14 protein-coding genes are annotated in these 20,543 nt (G+C 72.4%); 9 read left to right on the top strand and 5 right to left on the bottom strand.

Going from position 1 to position 20,543, the window contains the following annotated elements:
* Window positions 1-290: 290 nt before the first annotated feature.
* From gltB to AFM16_RS10625, 3 genes are all read left to right on the top strand, one after another.
* The gene (gltB, locus tag AFM16_RS10635) at window positions 291-4,886 is read left to right on the top strand and encodes a glutamate synthase large subunit (RefSeq protein ID WP_078633152.1); all 4,596 of its coding nucleotides are present in this window, start codon (window positions 291-293) and stop codon (window positions 4,884-4,886) included.
* Window positions 4,879-6,339 (top strand): glutamate synthase subunit beta, encoded by a 1,461-nt coding sequence (locus AFM16_RS10630; RefSeq protein WP_078633151.1) that lies wholly within the window; start codon window positions 4,879-4,881, stop codon window positions 6,337-6,339. Before gltB ends, AFM16_RS10630 begins: the two co-directional genes overlap by 8 nt.
* Window positions 6,340-6,532: 193 nt before the next feature.
* The gene (locus AFM16_RS10625) at window positions 6,533-10,207 is read left to right on the top strand and encodes a CHAT domain-containing protein (protein WP_078633150.1); all 3,675 of its coding nucleotides are present in this window, start codon (window positions 6,533-6,535) and stop codon (window positions 10,205-10,207) included.
* 17 nt (window positions 10,208-10,224) lie between these two features.
* Here the strand turns inward: AFM16_RS10625 and AFM16_RS10620 are convergent, their stop codons facing one another.
* A complete protein-coding gene (locus tag AFM16_RS10620) occupies window positions 10,225-11,130 on the bottom strand; it encodes a chitosanase (RefSeq protein ID WP_078633149.1) in 906 nt (301 codons plus the stop codon).
* Entirely contained in the window at window positions 11,127-12,053 is a 927-nt protein-coding gene (locus tag AFM16_RS10615; RefSeq protein ID WP_030793963.1) for a rhomboid family intramembrane serine protease, read from the bottom strand. Before AFM16_RS10615 ends, AFM16_RS10620 begins: the two co-directional genes overlap by 4 nt.
* Window positions 12,054-12,141: 88 nt before the next feature.
* On the opposite strand from AFM16_RS10615, the gene AFM16_RS10610 reads away from it, so the two are divergent.
* Window positions 12,142-12,864 carry a vWA domain-containing protein gene (locus AFM16_RS10610; protein WP_078633148.1) on the top strand — a complete coding sequence of 241 codons (723 nt, stop codon included), beginning with the start codon at window positions 12,142-12,144 and terminating at the stop codon, window positions 12,862-12,864.
* 73 nt (window positions 12,865-12,937) lie between these two features.
* Window positions 12,938-14,596, top strand: a complete 1,659-nt coding sequence (gene qcrB, locus AFM16_RS10605; protein ID WP_078633147.1) for a cytochrome bc1 complex cytochrome b subunit — start codon at window positions 12,938-12,940, stop codon at window positions 14,594-14,596.
* A gap of 6 nt (window positions 14,597-14,602) precedes the next feature.
* On the opposite strand, the gene AFM16_RS10600 is transcribed toward qcrB, so the two are convergent.
* Complete coding sequence (locus AFM16_RS10600) at window positions 14,603-15,172, bottom strand: TetR/AcrR family transcriptional regulator (RefSeq protein WP_078633146.1); 570 nt, start codon at window positions 15,170-15,172, stop codon at window positions 14,603-14,605.
* Between the two features lie 74 nt (window positions 15,173-15,246).
* On the opposite strand from AFM16_RS10600, the gene AFM16_RS10595 reads away from it, so the two are divergent.
* Complete coding sequence (locus tag AFM16_RS10595; RefSeq protein WP_078633145.1) at window positions 15,247-15,738, top strand: FBP domain-containing protein; 492 nt, start codon at window positions 15,247-15,249, stop codon at window positions 15,736-15,738.
* On the opposite strand, the gene AFM16_RS10590 is transcribed toward AFM16_RS10595, so the two are convergent.
* Both AFM16_RS10590 and AFM16_RS10585 read right to left on the bottom strand, forming a co-directional pair.
* Complete coding sequence (locus AFM16_RS10590) at window positions 15,728-16,711, bottom strand: acyl-CoA dehydrogenase family protein (protein ID WP_078633144.1); 984 nt, start codon at window positions 16,709-16,711, stop codon at window positions 15,728-15,730. The genes AFM16_RS10595 and AFM16_RS10590 overlap by 11 nt on opposite strands.
* Window positions 16,711-17,850: an acyl-CoA dehydrogenase family protein gene (locus AFM16_RS10585; RefSeq protein ID WP_078633143.1), complete on the bottom strand. Its 1,140-nt coding sequence runs from the start codon at window positions 17,848-17,850 to the stop codon at window positions 16,711-16,713. The genes AFM16_RS10590 and AFM16_RS10585 overlap by 1 nt, the downstream gene beginning before the upstream one ends.
* 48 nt (window positions 17,851-17,898) lie before the next feature.
* Here AFM16_RS10585 and AFM16_RS10580 point away from each other — a divergent pair, with 48 nt between their 5' ends.
* From AFM16_RS10580 to AFM16_RS10570, 3 genes are read left to right on the top strand one after another with little or no spacing between them, the layout of a single operon-like run.
* Window positions 17,899-18,687 (top strand): SDR family oxidoreductase, encoded by a 789-nt coding sequence (locus AFM16_RS10580; protein ID WP_078633142.1) that lies wholly within the window; start codon window positions 17,899-17,901, stop codon window positions 18,685-18,687.
* A gap of 36 nt (window positions 18,688-18,723) precedes the next feature.
* Entirely contained in the window at window positions 18,724-19,335 is a 612-nt protein-coding gene (locus tag AFM16_RS10575) for a TetR/AcrR family transcriptional regulator (RefSeq protein WP_030793942.1), read from the top strand.
* A gap of 36 nt (window positions 19,336-19,371) precedes the next feature.
* Window positions 19,372-20,529, top strand: coding sequence for an acetyl-CoA C-acetyltransferase (locus tag AFM16_RS10570; protein ID WP_078633141.1), 1,158 nt, complete (start codon window positions 19,372-19,374; stop codon window positions 20,527-20,529).
* The last annotated feature ends 14 nt before the right edge of the window (window positions 20,530-20,543 follow it).

Below are 20,543 nucleotides of genomic sequence, written 5' to 3'. Positions count from 1 at the left end.
AGCGCTGTGGGCAATGACGCCTGCGGCGCACGCGCGGGGCGGGCGATGACGCCCGCACCGCCTCCCGGACCGACGGACACCGATCTGTCCCGTTCTGTCCCCCCATACTTCCAGCCATATACGCGGTACCCCCGCCGCACCCCCATGGCGTCCGCATGTTGGAACGCGGTATCCGGTTCCCGAGAACCGCTCCATCATGTAACCTGCACGAAATTTTGCACCCACGCAGAGGGCCAACGTCGTCCCTCGGCACGCATGACATGCCACTTGAGACGACGACGGGAGAGCCGATGCGTACGCCGCGCCAGCCGTCCCAGCATTCCGCGAATGGCCAGAACTGGTCCTTCATGGATGCTCGCCCTGCTGCGCAGGGTATGTACGACCCCCGCAACGAGCACGACGCGTGCGGCGTCGGATTCGTAGCCACCCTCACCGGCGAGGCGAGCCACACGCTGGTGGAGCAGGCGCTGACCGTGCTGCGCAACCTCGAACACCGCGGCGCCACCGGCTCCGAGCCGGACTCCGGCGACGGCGCGGGCATCCTCACCCAGGTCCCCGACGCGTTCCTGCGCGAGGTGGCCGGGTTCGAGCTGCCCGAGGCCGGCTCCTACGCCGTCGGCATCGCCTTCCTGCCCGAGGGCGCGGACGGCGAGGACGCCGTCTCACGGATCGAGACGATCGCCGGCGAGGAGAACCTCACCGTCCTCGGCTGGCGCGAGGTCCCCGTCGCCCCCGAGCTGCTCGGCGCCACCGCCCGCTCCACGATGCCGGCCTTCCGCCAGATCTTCGTCAGCGACGGCGAGAGCAGCGGCATCGCCCTGGACCGCAAGGCGTTCGTGCTGCGCAAGCGCGCCGAGCGCGAAGTCGGCGTGTACTTCCCCTCGCTGTCCGCGCGGACCGTCGTCTACAAGGGCATGCTGACCACCGGCCAGCTCGAACCCTTCTTCCCGGACCTGTCCGACCGCCGCTTCGCCTCGGCCGTGTCGCTCGTCCACTCCCGGTTCTCCACGAACACCTTCCCGTCGTGGCCGCTCGCCCACCCGTACCGCTTCGTCGCGCACAACGGTGAGATCAACACCGTCAAGGGCAACCGCAACTGGATGCGCGCCCGCGAGTCGCAGCTCACCTCCGGCCTCTTCGGCGCCGACGGCCTCGAGCGCGTCTTCCCGGTGTGTACGCCGGACGCCTCCGACTCGGCGTCCTTCGACGAGGTGCTCGAACTGCTCCACCTCGGCGGCCGCTCCCTGCCGCACTCCGTGCTGATGATGATCCCGGAGGCGTGGGAGAACCACGACTCCATGGACCCCGCCCGGCGCGCCTTCTACCAGTACCACTCCACGATGATGGAGCCCTGGGACGGCCCGGCCTGCGTCACCTTCACCGACGGCGTCCAGGTCGGCGCCGTGCTCGACCGCAACGGCCTGCGTCCCGGCCGCTACTGGGTCACCGACGAGGGCCTCGTCGTCCTCGGCTCCGAGGTCGGCGTCCTCGACATCGACCCCGCCAAGGTCGTCCGCAAGGGCCGCCTCCAGCCCGGCAGGATGTTCCTCGTCGACACCGCCGAGCACCGCATCATCGAGGACGACGAGATCAAGGCGCAGCTCGCCGCCGAGGCCCCCTACGCCGAATGGCTGGAGGCCGGCGAGATCGAGCTGGGCGACCTGCCCGAGCGTGAGCACATCGTGCACACCCACGCCTCGGTCACCCGCCGCCAGCAGACCTTCGGCTACACCGAGGAGGAGCTGCGCGTCATCCTGGCGCCGATGGCCAAGTCGGCCGCCGAGCCGATCGGTTCGATGGGCACCGACTCGCCGATCGCCGCGCTGTCCTCCCGCCCGCGCCTGCTCTTCGACTACTTCACCCAGCTCTTCGCGCAGGTCACCAACCCGCCGCTGGACGCGATCCGCGAGGAGCTGGTCACCTCCCTGCGCTCGTCCCTGGGCCCCGAGGGCAACCTCCTGGAGCCGACGGCCGCCGCCTGCCGCAGCGTCACCCTGCCCTTCCCGGTGATCGACAACGACGAGCTGGCCAAGCTCATCCACATCAACGCCGACGGCGACATGCCCGGCTTCAAGGCCGCCACCCTCTCCGGTCTCTACCGGGTGCACGGCGGCGGCGACACGCTGGCCGCGCGCATCGAGGAGATCTGCGCCGAGGCCGACGCCGCCATAGAGAACGGCGCCCGTCTCATCGTCCTGTCGGACCGCCACTCGGACGCCGAGCACGCGCCGATCCCGTCGCTGCTGCTCACCGCGGCCGTCCACCACCACCTCATCCGCACCAAGCAGCGCACCCAGGTGGGGCTGCTGGTCGAGGCCGGTGACGTCCGCGAGGTCCACCACGTCGCCCTGCTGATCGGCTTCGGCGCCGCCGCCGTCAACCCCTACCTGGCGATGGAGTCCGTCGAGGACCTGCTGCGCGCGGGCACCTTCATCAGCGGCCTGGAGCCCGAGCAGGCGATCCGCAACCTGATCTACGCGCTCGGCAAGGGCGTCCTGAAGGTCATGTCCAAGATGGGCATCTCGACCGTCGCCTCCTACCGCGGCGCCCAGGTCTTCGAGGCCGTCGGTCTCGAAGACGCCTTCGTCGAGAAGTACTTCAACGGCACCGCCACCAAGATCGGCGGCGTCGGCATCGACGTGATCGCCAAGGAGGTCGCCGCCCGGCACGCCAAGGCGTACCCCGCCTCCGGCATCGCGCCGGCGCACCGCGCCCTGGAGATCGGCGGCGAGTACCAGTGGCGCCGCGAGGGCGAGCCGCACCTGTTCGACCCGGACACGGTCTTCCGCCTCCAGCACTCCACGCGCGCCGGCCGCTACGACATCTTCAAGCAGTACACCGAGCGCGTGAACGAGCAGTCCGAGCGGCTGATGACCCTGCGCGGGCTCTTCGGCTTCACCTCGGACCGCCCCTCGATCCCCGTGGACGAGGTCGAGCCGGTCTCCGAGATCGTCAAGCGCTTCTCCACCGGCGCCATGTCGTACGGCTCCATCTCCAAGGAGGCGCACGAGACCCTCGCCATCGCCATGAACCAGCTCGGCGGCAAGTCGAACACCGGTGAGGGCGGCGAGGACCCGGACCGTCTGTACGACCCGGCGCGCCGCTCGGCGATCAAGCAGGTCGCCTCCGGCCGCTTCGGCGTCACCTCGGAGTACCTGGTCAACGCGGACGACATCCAGATCAAGATGGCCCAGGGCGCCAAGCCCGGCGAGGGCGGCCAGCTCCCCGGCCACAAGGTCTACCCGTGGGTCGCCAGGACCCGGCACTCCACCCCGGGCGTCGGCCTGATCTCCCCGCCGCCGCACCACGACATCTACTCCATCGAGGACCTCGCCCAGCTCATCCACGACCTGAAGAACGCCAACCCGAAGGCGCGCATTCACGTCAAGCTGGTCTCCGAGGTCGGCGTCGGCACCGTCGCCGCCGGTGTCTCCAAGGCGCACGCGGACGTCGTCCTGATCTCCGGCCACGACGGCGGCACCGGCGCCTCCCCGCTGACCTCGCTCAAGCACGCGGGCGGCCCCTGGGAGCTGGGCCTCGCCGAGACCCAGCAGACCCTGCTGCTCAACGGCCTGCGCGACCGGATCGTCGTCCAGACCGACGGCCAGCTCAAGACCGGCCGCGACGTCGTCATCGCCGCGCTGCTCGGCGCCGAGGAGTTCGGTTTCGCGACCGCGCCGCTCGTCGTCTCCGGCTGCGTCATGATGCGGGTCTGCCACCTGGACACCTGCCCGGTCGGCATCGCCACCCAGAACCCGGTGCTGCGCGACCGCTTCGCCGGCAAGGCCGAATACGTCGTGAACTTCTTCAAGTTCATCGCGGAGGAGGTCCGCGAACTCCTCGCCGAGCTGGGCTTCCGCTCGATCGAGGAGGCCGTCGGCCACGCCGAGGTCCTCGACGTGGCGCGCGCCGTCGACCACTGGAAGGCCCAGGGCCTCGACCTGGCCCCGCTGTTCCACGTGCCCGAGCTGCCCGAGGGCGCGGTCCTGCACCACGCCGTCGCCCAGGACCACGGTCTGGAGAAGGCGCTCGACAACGAGCTGATCAAGCTCGCCGCCGACGCGCTGGCCGCGGACTCCCAGGCCGACGCCCAGCCGGTGCGCGCCCAGGTCAAGGTCCGCAACATCAACCGCACGGTCGGCACCATGCTCGGCCACGAGGTGACGAAGAAGTTCGGCGGCGCGGGCCTGCCCGACGACACCATCGACATCACCTTCACGGGCTCCGCCGGCCAGTCCTTCGGCGCCTTCCTGCCGCGCGGTGTCACGCTGCGCCTGGAGGGCGACGCCAACGACTACGTCGGCAAGGGCCTCTCCGGCGGCCGCGTGATCGTCCGCCCCGACCGGGGCGCCGAGCACCTCGCCGAGTTCTCCACGATCGCCGGCAACACCATCGCCTACGGCGCCACCGGCGGCGAGCTGTTCCTGCGCGGCCGCACCGGTGAGCGGTTCTGCGTGCGCAACTCCGGCGCGCTGGTGGTCTCCGAGGGCGTGGGCGACCACGGCTGCGAGTACATGACCGGCGGCCACGCGGTCGTCCTCGGCGAGACGGGCCGCAACTTCGCGGCCGGCATGTCCGGCGGTGTCGCCTACGTGATCGACCTCGACCGCGACAACGTCAACGCCGGCAACCTCGGCGCCGTCGAGGCGCTGGACGACGCCGACAAGCGGTGGCTGCACGACGTGGTGCGCCGCCACGCCGAGGAGACCGGCTCCACGGTCGCCGAGAAGCTGCTCGCGGACTGGGACGCGTCCGCCGACCGCTTCAGCAAGATCATCCCCAGCACGTACAAGGCAGTGCTCGCCGCCAAGGACGCCGCCGAGCGAGCGGGACTCTCCGAGTCCGAGATCACCGAGAAGATGATGGAGGCGGCGAGCCATGGCTGACCCGAAGGGCTTTCTGAACCACGGCCGCGAGGTCGCCAAGTCCCGCCCCGTCGACGTCCGCCTCAAGGACTGGAACGAGGTCTACGTCCCCGGCTCCCTGCTGCCGATCATCGGCAAGCAGGCCAGCCGCTGCATGGACTGCGGCATCCCGTTCTGTCACAACGGCTGTCCGCTCGGGAACCTCATCCCCGAGTGGAACGACTACGCCTACCGCGAGAACTGGGGCGCCGCCTCCGAGCGGCTGCACGCGACCAACAACTTCCCGGAGTTCACCGGCCGCCTGTGCCCCGCCCCCTGCGAGTCGGCGTGCGTGCTGGGCATCAACCAGCCGGCCGTCACCATCAAGAACGTCGAGGTCTCGATCATCGACAAGGCGTGGGACGCGGGCACCGTCGCCCCGCAGATCCCCGAGCGCCTGTCCGGCAAGACCGTCGCCGTGATCGGCTCGGGCCCCGCGGGCCTGGCCGCCGCCCAGCAGCTCACCCGGGCCGGCCACACCGTCGCCGTCTACGAGCGCGCCGACCGCGTCGGCGGCCTGCTGCGGTACGGCATCCCCGAGTTCAAGATGGAGAAGCGGCACATCAACCGCCGTATCGAGCAGATGCGCGCGGAGGGCACCCGCTTCCGTACCGGTATCGAGATCGGCCGCGACCTCAAGGCGACCGACCTCAAGAAGCGCTACGACGCCGTCGTCATCGCCGCCGGTGCCACGACCGCCCGCGACCTCCCGGTCCCCGGCCGTGAGCTGAAGGGCGTCTACCAGGCGATGGAGTACCTGCCCCTGGCGAACAAGGTGCAGGAGGGCGACTACGTGACGTCCCCCGTCTCCGCCGAGGGCAAGCACGTCGTCGTCATCGGCGGCGGCGACACCGGTGCCGACTGCGTGGGCACCGCCCACCGCCAGGGCGCGGCCTCCGTCACCCAGTTGGAGATCATGCCCCGCCCGGGCGAGGAGCGCGCCCCGCACCAGCCGTGGCCGACCTTCCCGATGCTCTACAAGGTCACCTCCGCGCACGAGGAGGGCGGCGAGCGGGTCTACTCCGTCTCCACCACCCACTTCGAGGGCGACGAGGACGGCAACGTCCAGTGGCTGCACCTGACCGAGGTCGAGTTCGTCGAGGGCCGGCTGACCCCGAAGCCGGGCACGGAGCGCAAGATCCCCGCCCAGCTCGTCACCCTCGCCATGGGCTTCACCGGCACCGACCGCGAGAACGGCCTGGTCGAGCAGTTCGGCCTGGACCTCGACGAGCGCGGCAACATCGCCCGCGACGCCGACTTCCAGACCAATGTGCCGGGCGTCTTCGTCGCCGGTGACGCGGGCCGCGGCCAGTCGCTCATCGTCTGGGCGATCGCGGAGGGCCGCTCGGCCGCCCGCGGCTGCGACCGCTTCCTCACCGGCGCCAGCGACCTCCCGGCCCCGATCCGCCCGACGGACCGCTCCCTGACCGTCTGACCCGACGGCCGCCGGACGGCCCCCCGAGAAACGTCCCGTACAAAGGCGTACGGAACACAGACGGCGCCTGCCCCAGTCCCCGACCGGACCTTAGGGCAGGCGCCGCCGCCTTTGTCAAAGACGCCTGCGGCGCGGGCCGTTCGTGCTTGGCTGGCTGTCGGCCATGGGCGGGGGCCGAGGGGACGGGGGCGACGTGGACTGGGAAGCGATCGGCGCCGGCGGATGGCCGGACAACGCGGCCTTCGCGGCACTGCCGGCCGACCGACGTGCCGAGGTCGTCGAATCCGCCCTGGACTGGGCCTCGCCCCGCGTGGAGTCGGCACCGGCCGCGGCCCGACGGGTCGCCGAGACCGCCCTGCACCTCCTGGACAGCCACGGACTGGACGAACCGCTCCTGCGCGCCCGGTCGGGCCTGCTCGTCGGGGTCGCGGCGACACGGACGGGCGACAGCCACGAGGCCGTGCTGCACTTCGAGGAGATCCTGCACGCCCCACGCACCCCGGGAACCGAGTGGGTCCGGCTCGCCGCCCTGGTCAACTGCGGCGCGCAGCTCTCCGACTCCGATCCGGACCGCGCCTTCGCCCTCCTGGACGAGGCGTTCGACGAAGCCCTGTCGTCCGGCGCGGCCGCGGACGCCGCCAATGTCGCCGTCACCCTCGGCAGTCTCCACCGCCGCGAAGGACGCGTGGAGAAGGCCCGCCAGGTCTACGAGACCGGTCTGCGCATCCTCGCCGACGGGACCTGGACCGCGCCCGAGACCGGAACGCCGGACAACATGTCCGTCCTGGCCTGTCTGCACGGCAACCTCGGCAACCTCCTCACCGACGACCTGGAACAGCATCGCGAGGCGGCCCGGCACTACGCCCGGGCCGTGGTGTGCTTCCAGGCGGCCGGGGACACCGAGAAGGCCGACCAGCGGTACTTCCATCTGATCTGCGCGCTCCTGTGCGCGGAGGACTTCGACCGGGCGCTGACCCTGTTCGTCCAGGGGCACGGCCGCTCCGGGGACGACGCCTTTCGCCGGGTGCTGGACGAGGGCCGGTGGGCCCAGGCCCCCGCCGGCCAACTCCCTTCCTGGGAAGCAGCTTTCACCGCGACACCGGAGAGGAAGGACACGGCGGTCACCCCCGAGGGCCGGGCCCTGCTCCTCGCCGCCCGTGTCCACATCCGCGCCCGGTTGGACGATCCCGTCGCGGCCCTCGCCCTCCTGCGCGACGGTGACTTCACCGCGCTGCCGGACGGTGTGCTGCGCCGGCTCTTCCAGACGACGGTGATCGAGCTGGCGGAGTCCTCCGGCTGCGGAGGTGCCCAATGGGCCCTGTCCTGGCTGCACGACACGACCGACCTCGTCAACTGGGGCGGCGTCAAGGCCGCGTTCCTCGCCGAACGGGCGACCGCCGCGCTGCTGGAGCGGGCCCGGGACGCGGCGGCCGGCACACCCGGCGCGCCGGAACTCCCCGTGCCGCCGGGCGTGGGCGCGGCACCCGAGGACGTCCCCGCCTGGCTCGGTCCCGTCGAGCCCGGGGTGCGCGCACACTACCGCCGGCTGCGCCGCCGGCATCCCTCCCGCGAGGAGTTGAAGAAGGAGATCCGCGCGTCCTTCGGCCTGGGCCTGACCGCGACGGAGAGCGAGGCGCGCTCCTCGCAGGTCCGGCTGCGGACCGCGCTGCGCGCCGCCGACCTCCTGGGTGATCCGTGGTGGGCCGTCAGATGCCGGACCAACCTGGCGATCGTGGTGAGTGTGCAGGGAGGGAGCACTCCGGAAGACCGGCTGCGGGAGGCCCGGACCCTCCTCGACGAGGCCCGCGAGTGGGCCGACGGCCTTCCCAGGGAACAGCAGCGGGTGAGCCTCACGCTCGCGACCGTCCTGAAGGAGAACAGCGCCGGGAACGAGAGCGCGCTGATCGAGGAGGCGATCACCGTGGGCCGCGAGGCGATGGACCTGGCGGAGCGCCACGGCTTCCGGGACACGCTTCCCGACGCGGCCCTGACCCTGGGCAACGCCCTGTCGGAGTACACCGAAGCCGGTGTCGGGCAACTCCACGAGGCGCGCCGGGTCCTGGAGAGAGGGCTGGAGGTGATCGCCGAGGGGCCGGACGAGAGTGCCGAGGGGCCGGGAGCGCAGGAGGCATCCCTGCTCAACTCGCTGGGCAAGACTCTCGTCACCCTGGCCCGGCGGGAGCGACGGCCCGAGCGGGCCACCGAGGCGGCCGGGTGCTTCCGCCGTGCCCTCACGATCCGGGAACGGCTGGACGACCGGCGGCGCGAGCTGCTCACGGCCACCAATCTCCTGGGGACCGTCATCGGCTTCGCGAAGCGCCCCCTCGGCGAGGCGCCGGCCGCCGAGGTCCGTGCCCTGGTCGGCCGCGTTCGCCTGCTCGCCCCGCAGGTCGACGGCCCCGCGCTGGTGGGCGGCGCGCTCACCAACGCGGCGACGGCACTCGACGTCCTGGGCCTCGGCGAACAGGCCCTGCGCACCTCGCTGGAGGCCGTGGACATCCTCCGGGGCGCGGGGCAGCCACGCTGGCTGACGGACAGCCTGTTCAACGCGGCCGAGCGGTACGTCGGCCGTGAAGACCTGGCGGCCGCTCTGGAACTCCTGGACGAAGCCCTGGACGAGGTGGAGGCACTGCGCGTGAGACAGGCCCCCGCCCGGTACAAGGCCGAGGTGACGCGCGGCTCCCTGGAGATCCGCAGCCTGCACGCCACCGTGCTGCGCCGCCTTGGCAGAAGCCCGGAGGAACGCTGGTGGGCGTCCGACCGGCACACGGGCCGCGCCCTGACCGCGGCCCGTACGACCGCACCGCCGCCGCGCGCGGACCTGGTGCGCGAACTCGGCGCCCGCCTGCCCCACGACGTCCTGCTCCTCCACATCCACATCGACGACACCCGCCACCTGGCCTGCTTCGTCCTGCGCAACGGCCCCGACGGCGTCCGCGTCGAGGACGGCGCCCGGCGGATCCCCCTGGCCGAGGTCGCCCGCGCCACCGGGGGATCCGCGAGCGCCACCGAGATCCGGCTGCACCGGCTCACCTCCCACAGCCCGGACGAACTCCGCGCCCTGCTCACCTGGCTCGGCGACCGCTTCCTGGGGCCCGTCCTCGACGCCACGGACTCCCGCGGCCTCACCCGGATCGCCGTCACCGCCGCGGACCTGAACTGGGTGCCCTGGCACGCCGTTCCGCTGCCCGCCACCGGCATCCCCCTGGGCCGGACCTGGGAGGTGCTCCAGATCCCCAACGCCGAGTTCCTCGCGAGAGCGCTGCGCTCGGCCGACCCGCCGCTGCGCAAGGCCGCCTTCGTCGCCTGCGACCCGAGCCGCACCCTGCGCCGGCACATCGACGAGTGCCGCCGCGGTTTCGCCGCGCTGTCCGGGCCGGAGCGTCTCGTCCTGACGGACTCCTCCCGGCCGGTGACCAGGGACGCCGTGACCCGGCTGCTCGCCGAGGCGGACCTCTTCCACTTCGCGGGACACAGCGTCCTGGACGCCGACCGTCCCGACCGCTCCGGGCTGATCCTCTCCGACGGGCTGCTCACGCTGTCGGACCTGGAACGGGCCTGCGCGGGCGGGCGGGCCCCGTCCGTCGTCTTCCTCTCCTCGTGCGAGTCGGCCGCCGCCGATCCCCGGCTCGCCGACGCGCCCTCCCTGTCGACGGCGTTCCTGGGCGCCGGGGGCCGTGTGGCGATCGGCTCCCTGTGGGAGGTCCCCGACGGCGTGGCGGCCCGCACGGCCCGCGCGTTCTACGAGAACCTCCCCGGCCGCACCCCCGTCGAGGCCCTGAGCGCAGCCCGCACCCGCCTCCCCGAGAACCACTGGCCGGCCTTCACTCTCCACGGCTGGTCGACGGGACGACCACCACCGGCCTGAGCCCGCCCGCGCGGCGCTCAGGGCACCCGGTACGTCTCCCCGTACATCTGCCAGCGCAGCGGTGTGCTCAGGTCGAGGTTTCCGTCGTTCAGGAACCGTCGCTGGGCCGTGTCGACGCGGCTGGTGTCGGTGCCGGGGTTTTTCTCGCGCATGGCCTCGCGGCGGACGTCGAGGAAGATGTCCAGGTACGGCTTCTCGGAGCCGCCCTGGGCGGGGGAGTCCGCCTCGCGCTGGGCGCGCTCGCGCAGGACGTAGAAGCCGTCGGCGTCGACGCCGGGGCCGTGGAAGACCATCGCGTCGAAGTAGATGAACTGGCCCAGCGTGCCGAGGCCGTCGAGCTTGGCGAGGCGGACCGCCGGTTCGAAGTAGGCGCGGTCGCGCTCAGCGAGCTGGGCCCGCTGGAAGGCCGGCTGTTCGGCCTCCGCCTTCCAGGCGGCCGTGAAGCCGGGGTCGAGGCCCTCGTGCGAGTCGGTGCCGTCGACCGCGCGCAGGGCGGGCAGGTACGGGGCGAGCCCGTTGTCCGGGTGGTCGGCGGTGTAGTGCTCGACCAGGGTGAGCAGGTCGTTCGTGCCGGTACAGAAGCCGATGACGCCCGCCGTGTAGCCCTGCCCGTCGCCGAGGTCCTCGATACGGCCGAAGGTGTCGCGCCAGTCCAGGGTCGAGTTCTCGGCGCTGGACACGAGCTGCTGGGCCAGCGTCTTCTTCGCCGGGGCGGCCAGGCCGGGCGGCAGGCTCGCGATCACCTTGTCGTCGGCCGCCCGCTCCTGCTCGGCGCGGCTCTTGGCCTCCTCGCGGGGGTGCTGCGTGGTGCTGACGGAGGCCCCGGCCGGGCCGACGGCGGAGTCGGTGGGGCCGAGGAAGCAGGCGGTCGTGCCGAGGACGACGGGGACGACCGTGAACAGCAGGATGCGGGTACGTCTCACTGGGTCACGCCTCCACCGGTCAGCTCGGACACCTTGGCGAACGCGACCGCCGCCAGCAGCACCAGCATGCTCGCACAGGCGGCCGTCTGGATCAGGGCCTGCCGCGGACCGCGCGGGGCGTACGCGTAGGCCAGGGATATCGCTCCGCCGGTGAGGAGGCCGCCCAGGTGGCCCTGCCAGGAGGTGAAGGCCGCGGAGATCACGAGCCAGAGGACGAGGCCCGCCATGAAGCGGTTGACGGTGTTCATGTCGTCGCCGAGGCGGCGGGCGAGGACGTAGTAGGCGGCGCCGACGCCGAAGATCGCGCCGGACGCGCCGACCGTGGCGGCGGTGGGCGCGATCAGCAGGACCAGGACCGAGCCGCCGAGCGCGGAGAGCAGATAGAGGGCGAGGTAGCGGACCCGGCCGAGGCGGTACTCGACGAGCCGGCCGAGGTTCCACAGCGACACCATGTTCATCACGATGTGCAGGATCCCGAACGTGCCCTCGGTGGCCGGCAGATGGAGGAACGCGCCGGTCAGCAGGCGGTACCACTCGCCGTCCGCCACCCCCGTGGGGTGGTAGCCGTCGGGGTGGGCGGCGTCCCAGACGTACAGGCCGCCGTCCGGACCGGTGAGCGCGGCGCCGAGCATCTGGAAGCGGTCGACGAGCGCCGGGCGGATCAGCTCGCCCAGGTAGGCGAGGACGTTCAGCGCGATGAGGACGTAGGTCACCACCGGCACCGTCGAGACCCGGCCGCCGACGACGGTCCGGGGCCGGCGGATCGACCGCGCGCCCTCGCGCACGCACGCGGGGCACTGGTGGCCGACGGCGGCCTCGCGCATGCAGTCGGGGCAGATGAACCGCTCGCAGCGGGTGCAGCGGACGTACGACTCCACCTTGGGATGGCGGTAGCAGGTGGTGACGGCGGACTCGGGTTCCACGGCCGGTTCCTCGGGCTTTCTCGGCGAGGGCGAAACATGCGCGAGCGAACAAAATAGCGAACGCCGTCGATATGGGAAGGTGGGGGCCATGGTCGCGATCAGTCTCAGCAAGGTCCAGGAGACCGCACCCGCGCTGGTCGGTCTCTACCAGCGCGCCGGGGTCTCCCTCACGAAGCACGGGCTCGACGGTCAGCGGGCCGCCGTCTACCTGGTGGTCGACTACTCGGGGTCGATGAAGCCGTACTACCAGGACGGCAGTGTGCAGGCGCTCGCCGACCGGGTGCTGGGGCTGTCCGCGCACCTCGACGACGACGGCCGGGTGCCGGTGGTCTTCTTCTCCACCGACGTCGACGCCGTCACCGACATCGCGCTCGCCGACCACCAGGGCAAGGTGGAGCGGATCGTGGCCGGGCTCGGGCACATGGGGAAGACCAGCTACCACCTGGCGATGGACGCGGTCATCGACCACTACCTCGACAGCGGTACGCGGGAACCGGCGCTGGTCGTCTTCCAGACCGACGGCGGTCCGATCAACAAGCTCGCCGCCGAACGCTACCTGTGCAAGGCGTCACGGCTGCCGCTGTTCTGGCAGTTCGTCGGCTTCGGCGACCGCGGCAGCAGGCAGTTCGACTTCCTGCGCAAGCTCGACGACCTGCCCGTGCCGGCCAAGCGGGCCGTCGACAACGCCGGTTTCTTCCACGCCGGTTCCGATCCCCGCAAGATGTCGGACGCCGAGCTGTACGACCGGCTGGTGGGCGAGTTCCCCACGTGGCTGGTGGCGGCCCGGGCGGCGGGGATCGTCCGGCCCTGACCGCCGTACGCCCCATTGGCCCCGCCGGGCCGCCGTGCCACCCTGGGACGATCCGACGGGGAGGCGGCGGCGTATGGAAGACGGCGCGCGACCGGGGCACGAGGGGCGGCACGACGGACGGGGCGCGGAGCCCGCGCGGGGCGAGCGGATCGCCGACTGGGCCGACGGCCGGCTGGGCCTGTACGGGCTGGCCCGCGCGAACCTGCGCAAGGTGTTCCCCGACCACTGGTCCTTCATGCTGGGCGAGGTCTGCCTCTACAGCTTCCTCGTCCTGATCCTCACCGGCGTCTATCTGACCCTGTTCTTCGAGCCCAGCAGCGCCGAGGTCGTCTACGACGGCTCGTACGTCCCGCTCAACGGCATCCCGATGACCAAGGCGTACGAGTCGACGCTCGACATCAGCTTCGACGTGCGCGGCGGGCTGCTGATCCGGCAGATCCACCACTGGGCGGCGCTGGTCTTCGTCACCGGCATGCTGGTCCACATGATGCGGGTGTTCTTCACCGGCGCCTTCCGCAAGCCCCGCGAGGTCAACTGGCTGTTCGGCTGGACCCTGTTGATGCTCGGCATCCTCACCGGTCTGACCGGCTACTCGCTCCCCGACGACCTGCTGTCCGGCACCGGGATCCGCTTCGCCGACGGGGCGATCCTGTCGATCCCGGTCGTCGGCACGTATCTGTCGTTCTTCCTGTTCGGCGGGGAGTTCCCGGGCCACGACATCATCTCGCGGCTGTACCCGATCCATGTCCTGCTGCTGCCCGGCATCATGCTGGCGCTCGTGGTGGCCCATCTGATCCTGGTGTTCTTCCACAAGCACACCCAGTATCCGGGCCCAGGACGCGACCAGAAGTCGGTGACCGGCATGCCGTTCATGCCGGTCTACATGGCGAAGGCCGGCGGTTTCTTCTTCCTGGTCTTCGGTGTGCTGACCCTGATGGCCGGGATCGCCACCATCAACCCGGTGTGGGCCTTCGGCCCCTACCGGCCCGACCTGGTGACCACGGGCGCGCAGCCCGACTGGTATCTCGGGTTCTCCGAGGGGCTGATCCGGGTGATGCCGGGCTGGGAGATCAGCGCCTTCGGGCACACCCTGATCCCGGGCGTCCTCATCCCCTTCTCCCTCTTCCCGCTGATCCTGCTCGCCCTCGGGCTGTATCCGTTCGTCGAGGCGTGGATCACCGGGGACAAGCGGGAGCACCATGTCCTGGATCGGCCGCGGAACGTGCCGGTGCGCACCGGGCTCGGCGTGGCCTGGCTGACCCTGTACGGGGTGCTGCTGATCGGCGGCGGCAACGACATCGTCGCCACCCATCTGCATCTGTCCATCAACGCGATCACCTGGTTCGTGCGGATCGCCGTCTTCGTGGCGCCGGTCGTCGCCTTCATGGTGACCAAGCGGATCTGTCTGGGACTGCAACTCCGGGACCGGGACAAGGTGCTGCACGGCCGGGAGACCGGCACGATCAAGCGGCTGCCGCACGGGGAGTACGTCGAGGTCCACGAACCCCTGGGCCCGGCGGAGTTGTTCACCCTCACCCAGCACGAGCAGCCCCCGCCCTACGAGATCGGCCCCCGCGTCGACGCCAACGGTGTGCGCAGACCGGTCACCGTCTCGCAGCGGGTGCGGGCGCGGCTGGCGCGCGCCATGTTCGGGCCGGGCACCCGGATTCCGAAGCCGACCCCGCGGGAGTACCGCGAACTCACCGGCAGGCACGGGCCCGGCGGTCACTGAGCGGCGTCAGGCGGCCGGCCAGTTGCGCAGCAGCGCGTCGAGGGCGTCCAGGATCCGGCCCCAGGTCTCGTCGGAGTCCGGGGCGCTGTGGTCGAAGCCGCCGCCCAGCTCCAGGCCGACATAGCCGGAGAAGACGCTGCCGAGCAGCCGGACGGCGTGGGTGCTGTCGGGTTCCGCCAGGTCGTAGCCGCGCAGCAGCGCCCGGGTCATCCGGGCGTGCCGGACGCCCGCGCTCGCGGCCGCCGTCTCCGGGTCCAGGCGGAGCTGGGCTGCGGCGTAGCGGCCGGGGTGTTCACGGGCGTAGTCGCGGTAGACGTTCGCCAGCGCGGTCAGGGCGTCCTTGCCGGACCGCCCGGCCAGCGCGTCGGCGGCCCGGTCGGCCATCTCCTCCAGGGCGAGCAGGGCGATCCGGGTCCTGAGGTCCTGGGAGTTGCGCACATGCGAGTACAGGCTCGCGACCTTGACGTCGAAGCGGCGGGCCAGGGCCGAGACGGTCACCTCGTCGAAGCCCGCCTCGTCGGCCAGCTCCGCGCCCGCCCGCACCAGGCGTTCCGTGGTCAGTCCGACGCGCGCCATGCGATCCACCCTCTCCTCGGCCTTAAGCGATTATGCGTTTGCCTAAAAGGTTTAGGCAAATTAGCCTCGCTGTCATGAAGCCCGTGACCGAACAAGAGATCCGCGCCGCCTTCGTGAACTGCACCAAGGGCGAGGCCAAGCGCCTGTCCGTGCCCCGCGACCTGGCCGACCGGCCCTGGGCGCACCTGGACTACCTCGGCTGGCGCGACCCCCAGGCGCCCGACCGGGCCTATCTCGCCGTCGAGCTGGAGGGCCGTCTGACGGCGCTCGCCCTGCGGGCCGGCGCGGGTGCCGTCGGGCAGGCCCGGCGCAGCATGTGCTCGATGTGCCTGACCACCCACTCCGGCGGGGTCGCGCTGATGGTCGCGCCCAGGGCGGGCCGGGCCGGGCAGCAGGGCAACTCGGTGGGCGCCTACCTCTGCGCCGACCTCGCCTGCTCGCTGTACGTGCGCGGGCTGCGCGACGCGGGCGTCGGCGCCCGGCTGCACGAGACGATCAGCCTGGAGGAGAAGATCCGGCGGACCGTGACCAACCTGGCCGCCTTCATCGCCAAGGTCACCGGCTGACCGGCCGGGCACGGGCCGCGAGCACGGCCGCCCGGCACTCGTCCGGCGTGCCCCACGCCGTGCGCAGGGCGCGGGCCTTGGTCAGCCACAGCGACAGGTCGTACTCCGCCGTGTACCCGATCGCGCCGTGCGCCTGGAGCGCGGTGCGCGCCGCCCCGTACGCCGCCTCGCAGGCGCTCGCCTTCGCCGCCGCCACGTCCGCCGGCGCCATCGTCACGGCGGCGCCCAGCACCAGCGGCCGGGCGAACTCCAGCGCGATCCGCGTGTCCGCCAGCCGGTGCTTCACCGCCTGGAACGACCCCACCGGCACCCCGAACTGCGTGCGCCGTCCGACGTACGCCACCGTCCGCTCCAGCAGCGCCAGCCCGACGCCGAGCGCCTGCGCGGCCGTGGCCAGCCGTGCGGTCAGCAGGGCCCGCGGCGCGGGCGGACCGACGGAGAGCAGCTCACCGCCCGCCGAGAGCCGCGCCAGCCGCCGCGCCGGGTCCAGGGAGGGCCGTACGCCGTCGTACCCCGGGGCGAGCCGCAGACCGGCGGGCGTCACGGACAGCCGTACGTCCGCCGCGTCACCGTCCAGCGCGAACGCCCCCTCCTCGGACGACGCGTCCTCGTAGGCCACCGTCGCCATCGACGCGCCCGACGCCAGCGCGGGCAGCAGCCGCTTCGCCGGGCCCGGTTCGCGGAGCAGGGCCGCCGCCGTCACCGTCTCCACCAGCGGCCCCGGCACCGCGTGCCGGCCCAGCTCGACGAAGGCCACGGCGAGGTCCACCGGACGCGGCCCCAGCCCCTCGTACGCCTCCGGCACCGCCAGCGCGAACACCCCGGCGTCGGCGATCCGGGCCCACAGCGCGCGCCCGCGCGCGTGCTCGCCGCGGCCCCACTCCCGGGCCGTCCCCGGGGTGTCGGCGGCCGTCAGCATCGCGTCCAGGGAGGCGGCGAACGCCCGGTGCTCGGGGTCGAGGAGAAAACGCATCAGCGGCGCCCCTTCGGCAGGCCGAGCAGCCGCTCGGCGACGATGTCGCGCTGGATCTCGTTCGTCCCCGCGTAGATCGGACCGGCCAGCGCGAACACGTACCGCCGCGCCCACGCGGTGTCCGCCGCCTCGCCCCGCGCGCCCAGCAGGTCGAGCGCCGTCTCGTGCAGCGCGATGTCCAGCTCCGACCAGAAGACCTTGTTCATGCTCGACTCCGGGCCGAGCCGCTCGCCCGCGCGGGTGCGGGCCGCCGCCGCGTAGGTGAACAACTGGTAGGCGCGGGCGCCGATCAGGGCGTCGGCGACCCGGCCCGCCGTCTCCGGCGGACCGCCCTTCGCCCGCCACAGGGCGTGCAGCCGGTCGGCGGCGGCCAGGAAACGGCCGGGGGAGCGCAGGGTGAGCCCGCGTTCGTCGGCGGCCGTGGACATCGCGATCCGCCAGCCGTCGCCCGGTTCCCCGATCACGTCCTCGTCCGGCACGAACACCTCGTCCAGGAACAGTTCGGCGAACGTCGGCTCGCCGTCCAGACGGCCGACCGGGCGGACCGTGACCCCCGGGGCGCGCAGGCCGAACATGACGTACAGGAGCCCCTGATGGGGTTTCGGGGCCGTCGGGTCGCTGCGGAACAGGCCGAAGGCGCGGTCGGCGAAGGCCGCGCGCGAGGACCAGGTCTTCTGCCCGCTCAGCAGCCAGCCGCCTTCCGCGCGCACCGCGCGCGAGCGCAGCGACGCCAGGTCGGAGCCGGCCTCGGGCTCCGACCACGCCTGCGCCCAGACCACCTCGCCCGTCGCCATCGGCGGCAGCACCCGCGCGCGCTGCTCCTCCGTGCCGTGCGCGAGCAGGGTGGGTGCGAGCAGGCCGATGCCGTTCTGGCCGACGCGGCCGGGCGCGTCCGCCGCCCAGTACTCCTCCTCGAAGAGCAGCCAGCGCACCAGACCCGCGTCCCGGCCGCCGTAGCGCGCGGGCCAGTTCACCACCGACCAGCGGTCGGCGGCCAGTTCGGCCTCCCACGCGCGGTGCGCGGCGAAGCCCTCCGCCGTCTCCAGGGACGGCAGCGCGGTGCGCGGCACATGCGCGGCGAGCCAGGCGCGGGCCTCCTCGCGGAACGCCTCCTCTTCCCGGGTGAGGGTGAGATCCATGGGCTGCCGTCCTTCCCTAACAAGTGTTTGGTAGGTTAGCGTGGGCCCATGACAGACGTCGAGAGCCCGGCCTATGTGCCCGGGCACGGGCTGCTGAAGGGCCGCACCGCCGTCGTCACCGCCGCGGCCGGCGCGGGCATCGGCGGGGCGACCGCCCGCCGCCTCCTGGAGGAGGGCGCCCGCGTGTTGATCAGCGACGCCCACACCCGCCGCCTCAAGGCGTACGAGGCCGCCCTCGCCGAGGAGTTCGGCGCCGAGGCGGTCTCCGCGCACCCCTGCGACGTCACCGACGACACCCAGGTGCGCGCCCTGTTCGACGCCGCCGAGCACACCCACGGCCGCCTCGACGTCGTCGTCAACAACGCGGGCCTGGGCGGCACCGCGCCCCTCGTCGACATGACCGACGACCAGTGGTCCCGGGTGCTCGACGTGACCCTCGGCGGCACCTTCCGCTGCACCCGCGCCGCCCTGCGCCGGATGCGCGCGACCGGCGGCGGGGTCGTCGTCAACAACGCCTCCGTCGTCGGCTGGCGCGCCCAGGCCGGACAGGCGCACTACGCCGCCGCGAAGGCCGGCGTCATGGCCCTGACCCGCTGCGCGGCGATCGAGGCCGCCCCCTACGGCGTGCGGGTCAACGCGGTCGCGCCGAGCCTCGCCCTGCACCCCCACCTCGCCAAGGTCACCACGCCCGGACTGCTGGAGGAACTGACCGCGCGCGAGGCGTTCGGCCGCCCCGCCGAACCCTGGGAGGTCGCCAACGTCATCGTGTTTTTGGCGTCCGGCTACTCCTCCTACATGACGGGCGAGGTCGTCCCCGTCAGCAGCCAGCACGCGTAGCGCGACGGACGACGGCGGACGACGACAATGGACCCCGTGCCGACCAAGAAGAAGCCCCAGGTGACCGCCGCCCCCGCCCGTCGGCGCGAACTCCTCGGCACCGCCGCCGAGGTCTTCGCCGAACAGGGCTACAACGCCACCACCGTCCGCAAGATCGCCGACCACGCGGGCATGCTCGCGGGCAGCCTCTACTACCACTTCGACTCCAAGGAATCGATGCTGGAGGAGATCCTGCGCACCTTCCTCGACGAGCTGTGGGACGGCTACGACACCGTCCTCGCCGCCGGGAAGGGCCCCCGCGAGACCCTCGAAGCGCTGGTCACCGAGTCGTTCCGGGAGATCGACCGGCACCGCGCCGCCGTCGCGATCTACCAGAAGGAGAGCAAGCAGCTCGTCGCGCAGGAGCGGTTCGCGTTCCTCGCCGAGTCGCAGCGCCGCTTCGAGGAGGCGTGGCTGTCCACGCTGGAGCGCGGGGTCGCCGACCGGGTCTTCCGCGCCGACCTCGACGTCCGCCTCACCTACCGGTTCGTCCGCGACACCGTCTGGGTCGCCGCTTCCTGGTACCGGCCCGGCGGACAGCACAGCCCGGAGGAGATCGCCCGCCAGTACCTGTCGATGGTGCTCGACGGCATCGCCGTACGGGAGTAGTCACCCGAACAGTCCTTGACGCGCAGGGGAGTCGCCATGGCCGAGGCATTCATCGTCGAAGCGGTCCGTACGCCCGTCGGGCGGCGCGGGGGAGGGCTCGCCGGGGTGCATCCGGCGGACCTCGGCGCCCATGTGCTGCGGGCGCTGGTCGCGCGCGCGGGCATCGACCCGGCGGCCGTGGAGGACGTCGTGTTCGGCTGTCTGGACACGGTCGGACCCCAGGCCGGTGACATCGCCCGCACCTGCTGGCTGGCCGCCGGACTGCCCGAGGAGGTGCCCGGCGTGACCGTCGACCGGCAGTGCGGATCCTCCCAGCAGGCCGTGCACTTCGCCGCGCAGGCCGTGCTCTCCGGCACCCAGGACCTCGTCGTCGCCGGCGGCGTGCAGAACATGTCGCAGATCCCCATCGCCTACGCCACCCGCCAGGCCGCCGCACCGCTCGGTTTCACCGAGGGCCCCTTCGCGGGCAGCGAGGGCTGGCGCGCCCGCTACGGCGACCGGCCCGTCAACCAGTTCGCCGGCGCCGAGACGATCGCCGCCAGGTGGGGCATCGGCCGCGAGGACCAGGAGGAGTTCGCGCTGCGCTCGCACCGGCGGGCGGTGCGCGCCCTCGACGAGGGCCGGTTCACCCGCGAGACCGTCCCCTACGGCGAGGTGAGCGCGGACGAGGGGCCGCGCCGGGACACCTCCCTGGAGAAGATGGCCGCGCTGAAACCCGTCCTCGACGGCGGGACCGTCACCGCCGCCTGCTCCTCGCAGGTCTCCGACGGGGCCGCCGCGCTGCTCCTCGCCTCCGAGCGGGCGGTCCGCGACCACGGGCTGACACCCCGTGCGCGCGTGCACCACCTCTCCGTGCGCGGCGAGGACCCCATCCGCATGCTGACCGCGCCCATCCCGGCCACCGCCCACGCCCTGAAGAAGACCGGACTGACCCTCGACGACATCGACCTCGTCGAGATCAACGAAGCCTTCGCGCCCGTCGTCCTCGCCTGGCTGAAGGAGACCGGCGCCGACCCCGCGAAGGTCAACGTCAACGGCGGCGCGATCGCCCTCGGCCACCCCCTGGGCGCCACCGGCGCCAAGCTGATGACGACCCTGCTGCACGAACTGGAGCGCACGGGCGGGCGCTACGGTCTCCAGACGATGTGCGAGGGCGGCGGGCAGGCGAACGTGACGGTGATCGAGCGGCTGTGACGACCGAGCGGTTG

Source organism: Streptomyces antibioticus (assembly GCF_002019855.1).
GTDB classification, from domain to species: Bacteria; Actinomycetota; Actinomycetes; order Streptomycetales; family Streptomycetaceae; genus Streptomyces; species Streptomyces antibioticus_B.
The sequence above is the reverse complement of the archived record's forward strand: the minus strand, read 5'-3'. Positions and strand labels throughout refer to the sequence as shown.

Bases quoted from the DNA above. Each gene is read 5' to 3' on its own strand.
- AFM16_RS10590 (WP_078633144.1), bottom strand. From the start codon at position 16,711: ATGCGTTTTCTCCTCGACCCCGAGCACCGGGCGTTCGCCGCCTCCCTG.
- AFM16_RS10595 (WP_078633145.1), top strand. From the start codon at position 15,247: ATGAAGCCCGTGACCGAACAAGAGATCCGCGCCGCCTTCGTGAACTGC.
- AFM16_RS10580 (WP_078633142.1), top strand. From the start codon at position 17,899: ATGACAGACGTCGAGAGCCCGGCCTATGTGCCCGGGCACGGGCTGCTG.
- gltB (WP_078633152.1), top strand. From the start codon at position 291: ATGCGTACGCCGCGCCAGCCGTCCCAGCATTCCGCGAATGGCCAGAAC.
- AFM16_RS10585 (WP_078633143.1), bottom strand. From the start codon at position 17,850: ATGGATCTCACCCTCACCCGGGAAGAGGAGGCGTTCCGCGAGGAGGCC.
- AFM16_RS10570 (WP_078633141.1), top strand. From the start codon at position 19,372: ATGGCCGAGGCATTCATCGTCGAAGCGGTCCGTACGCCCGTCGGGCGG.
- AFM16_RS10600 (WP_078633146.1), bottom strand. From the start codon at position 15,172: ATGGCGCGCGTCGGACTGACCACGGAACGCCTGGTGCGGGCGGGCGCG.
- AFM16_RS10630 (WP_078633151.1), top strand. From the start codon at position 4,879: ATGGCTGACCCGAAGGGCTTTCTGAACCACGGCCGCGAGGTCGCCAAG.
- AFM16_RS10610 (WP_078633148.1), top strand. From the start codon at position 12,142: ATGGTCGCGATCAGTCTCAGCAAGGTCCAGGAGACCGCACCCGCGCTG.
- qcrB (WP_078633147.1), top strand. From the start codon at position 12,938: ATGGAAGACGGCGCGCGACCGGGGCACGAGGGGCGGCACGACGGACGG.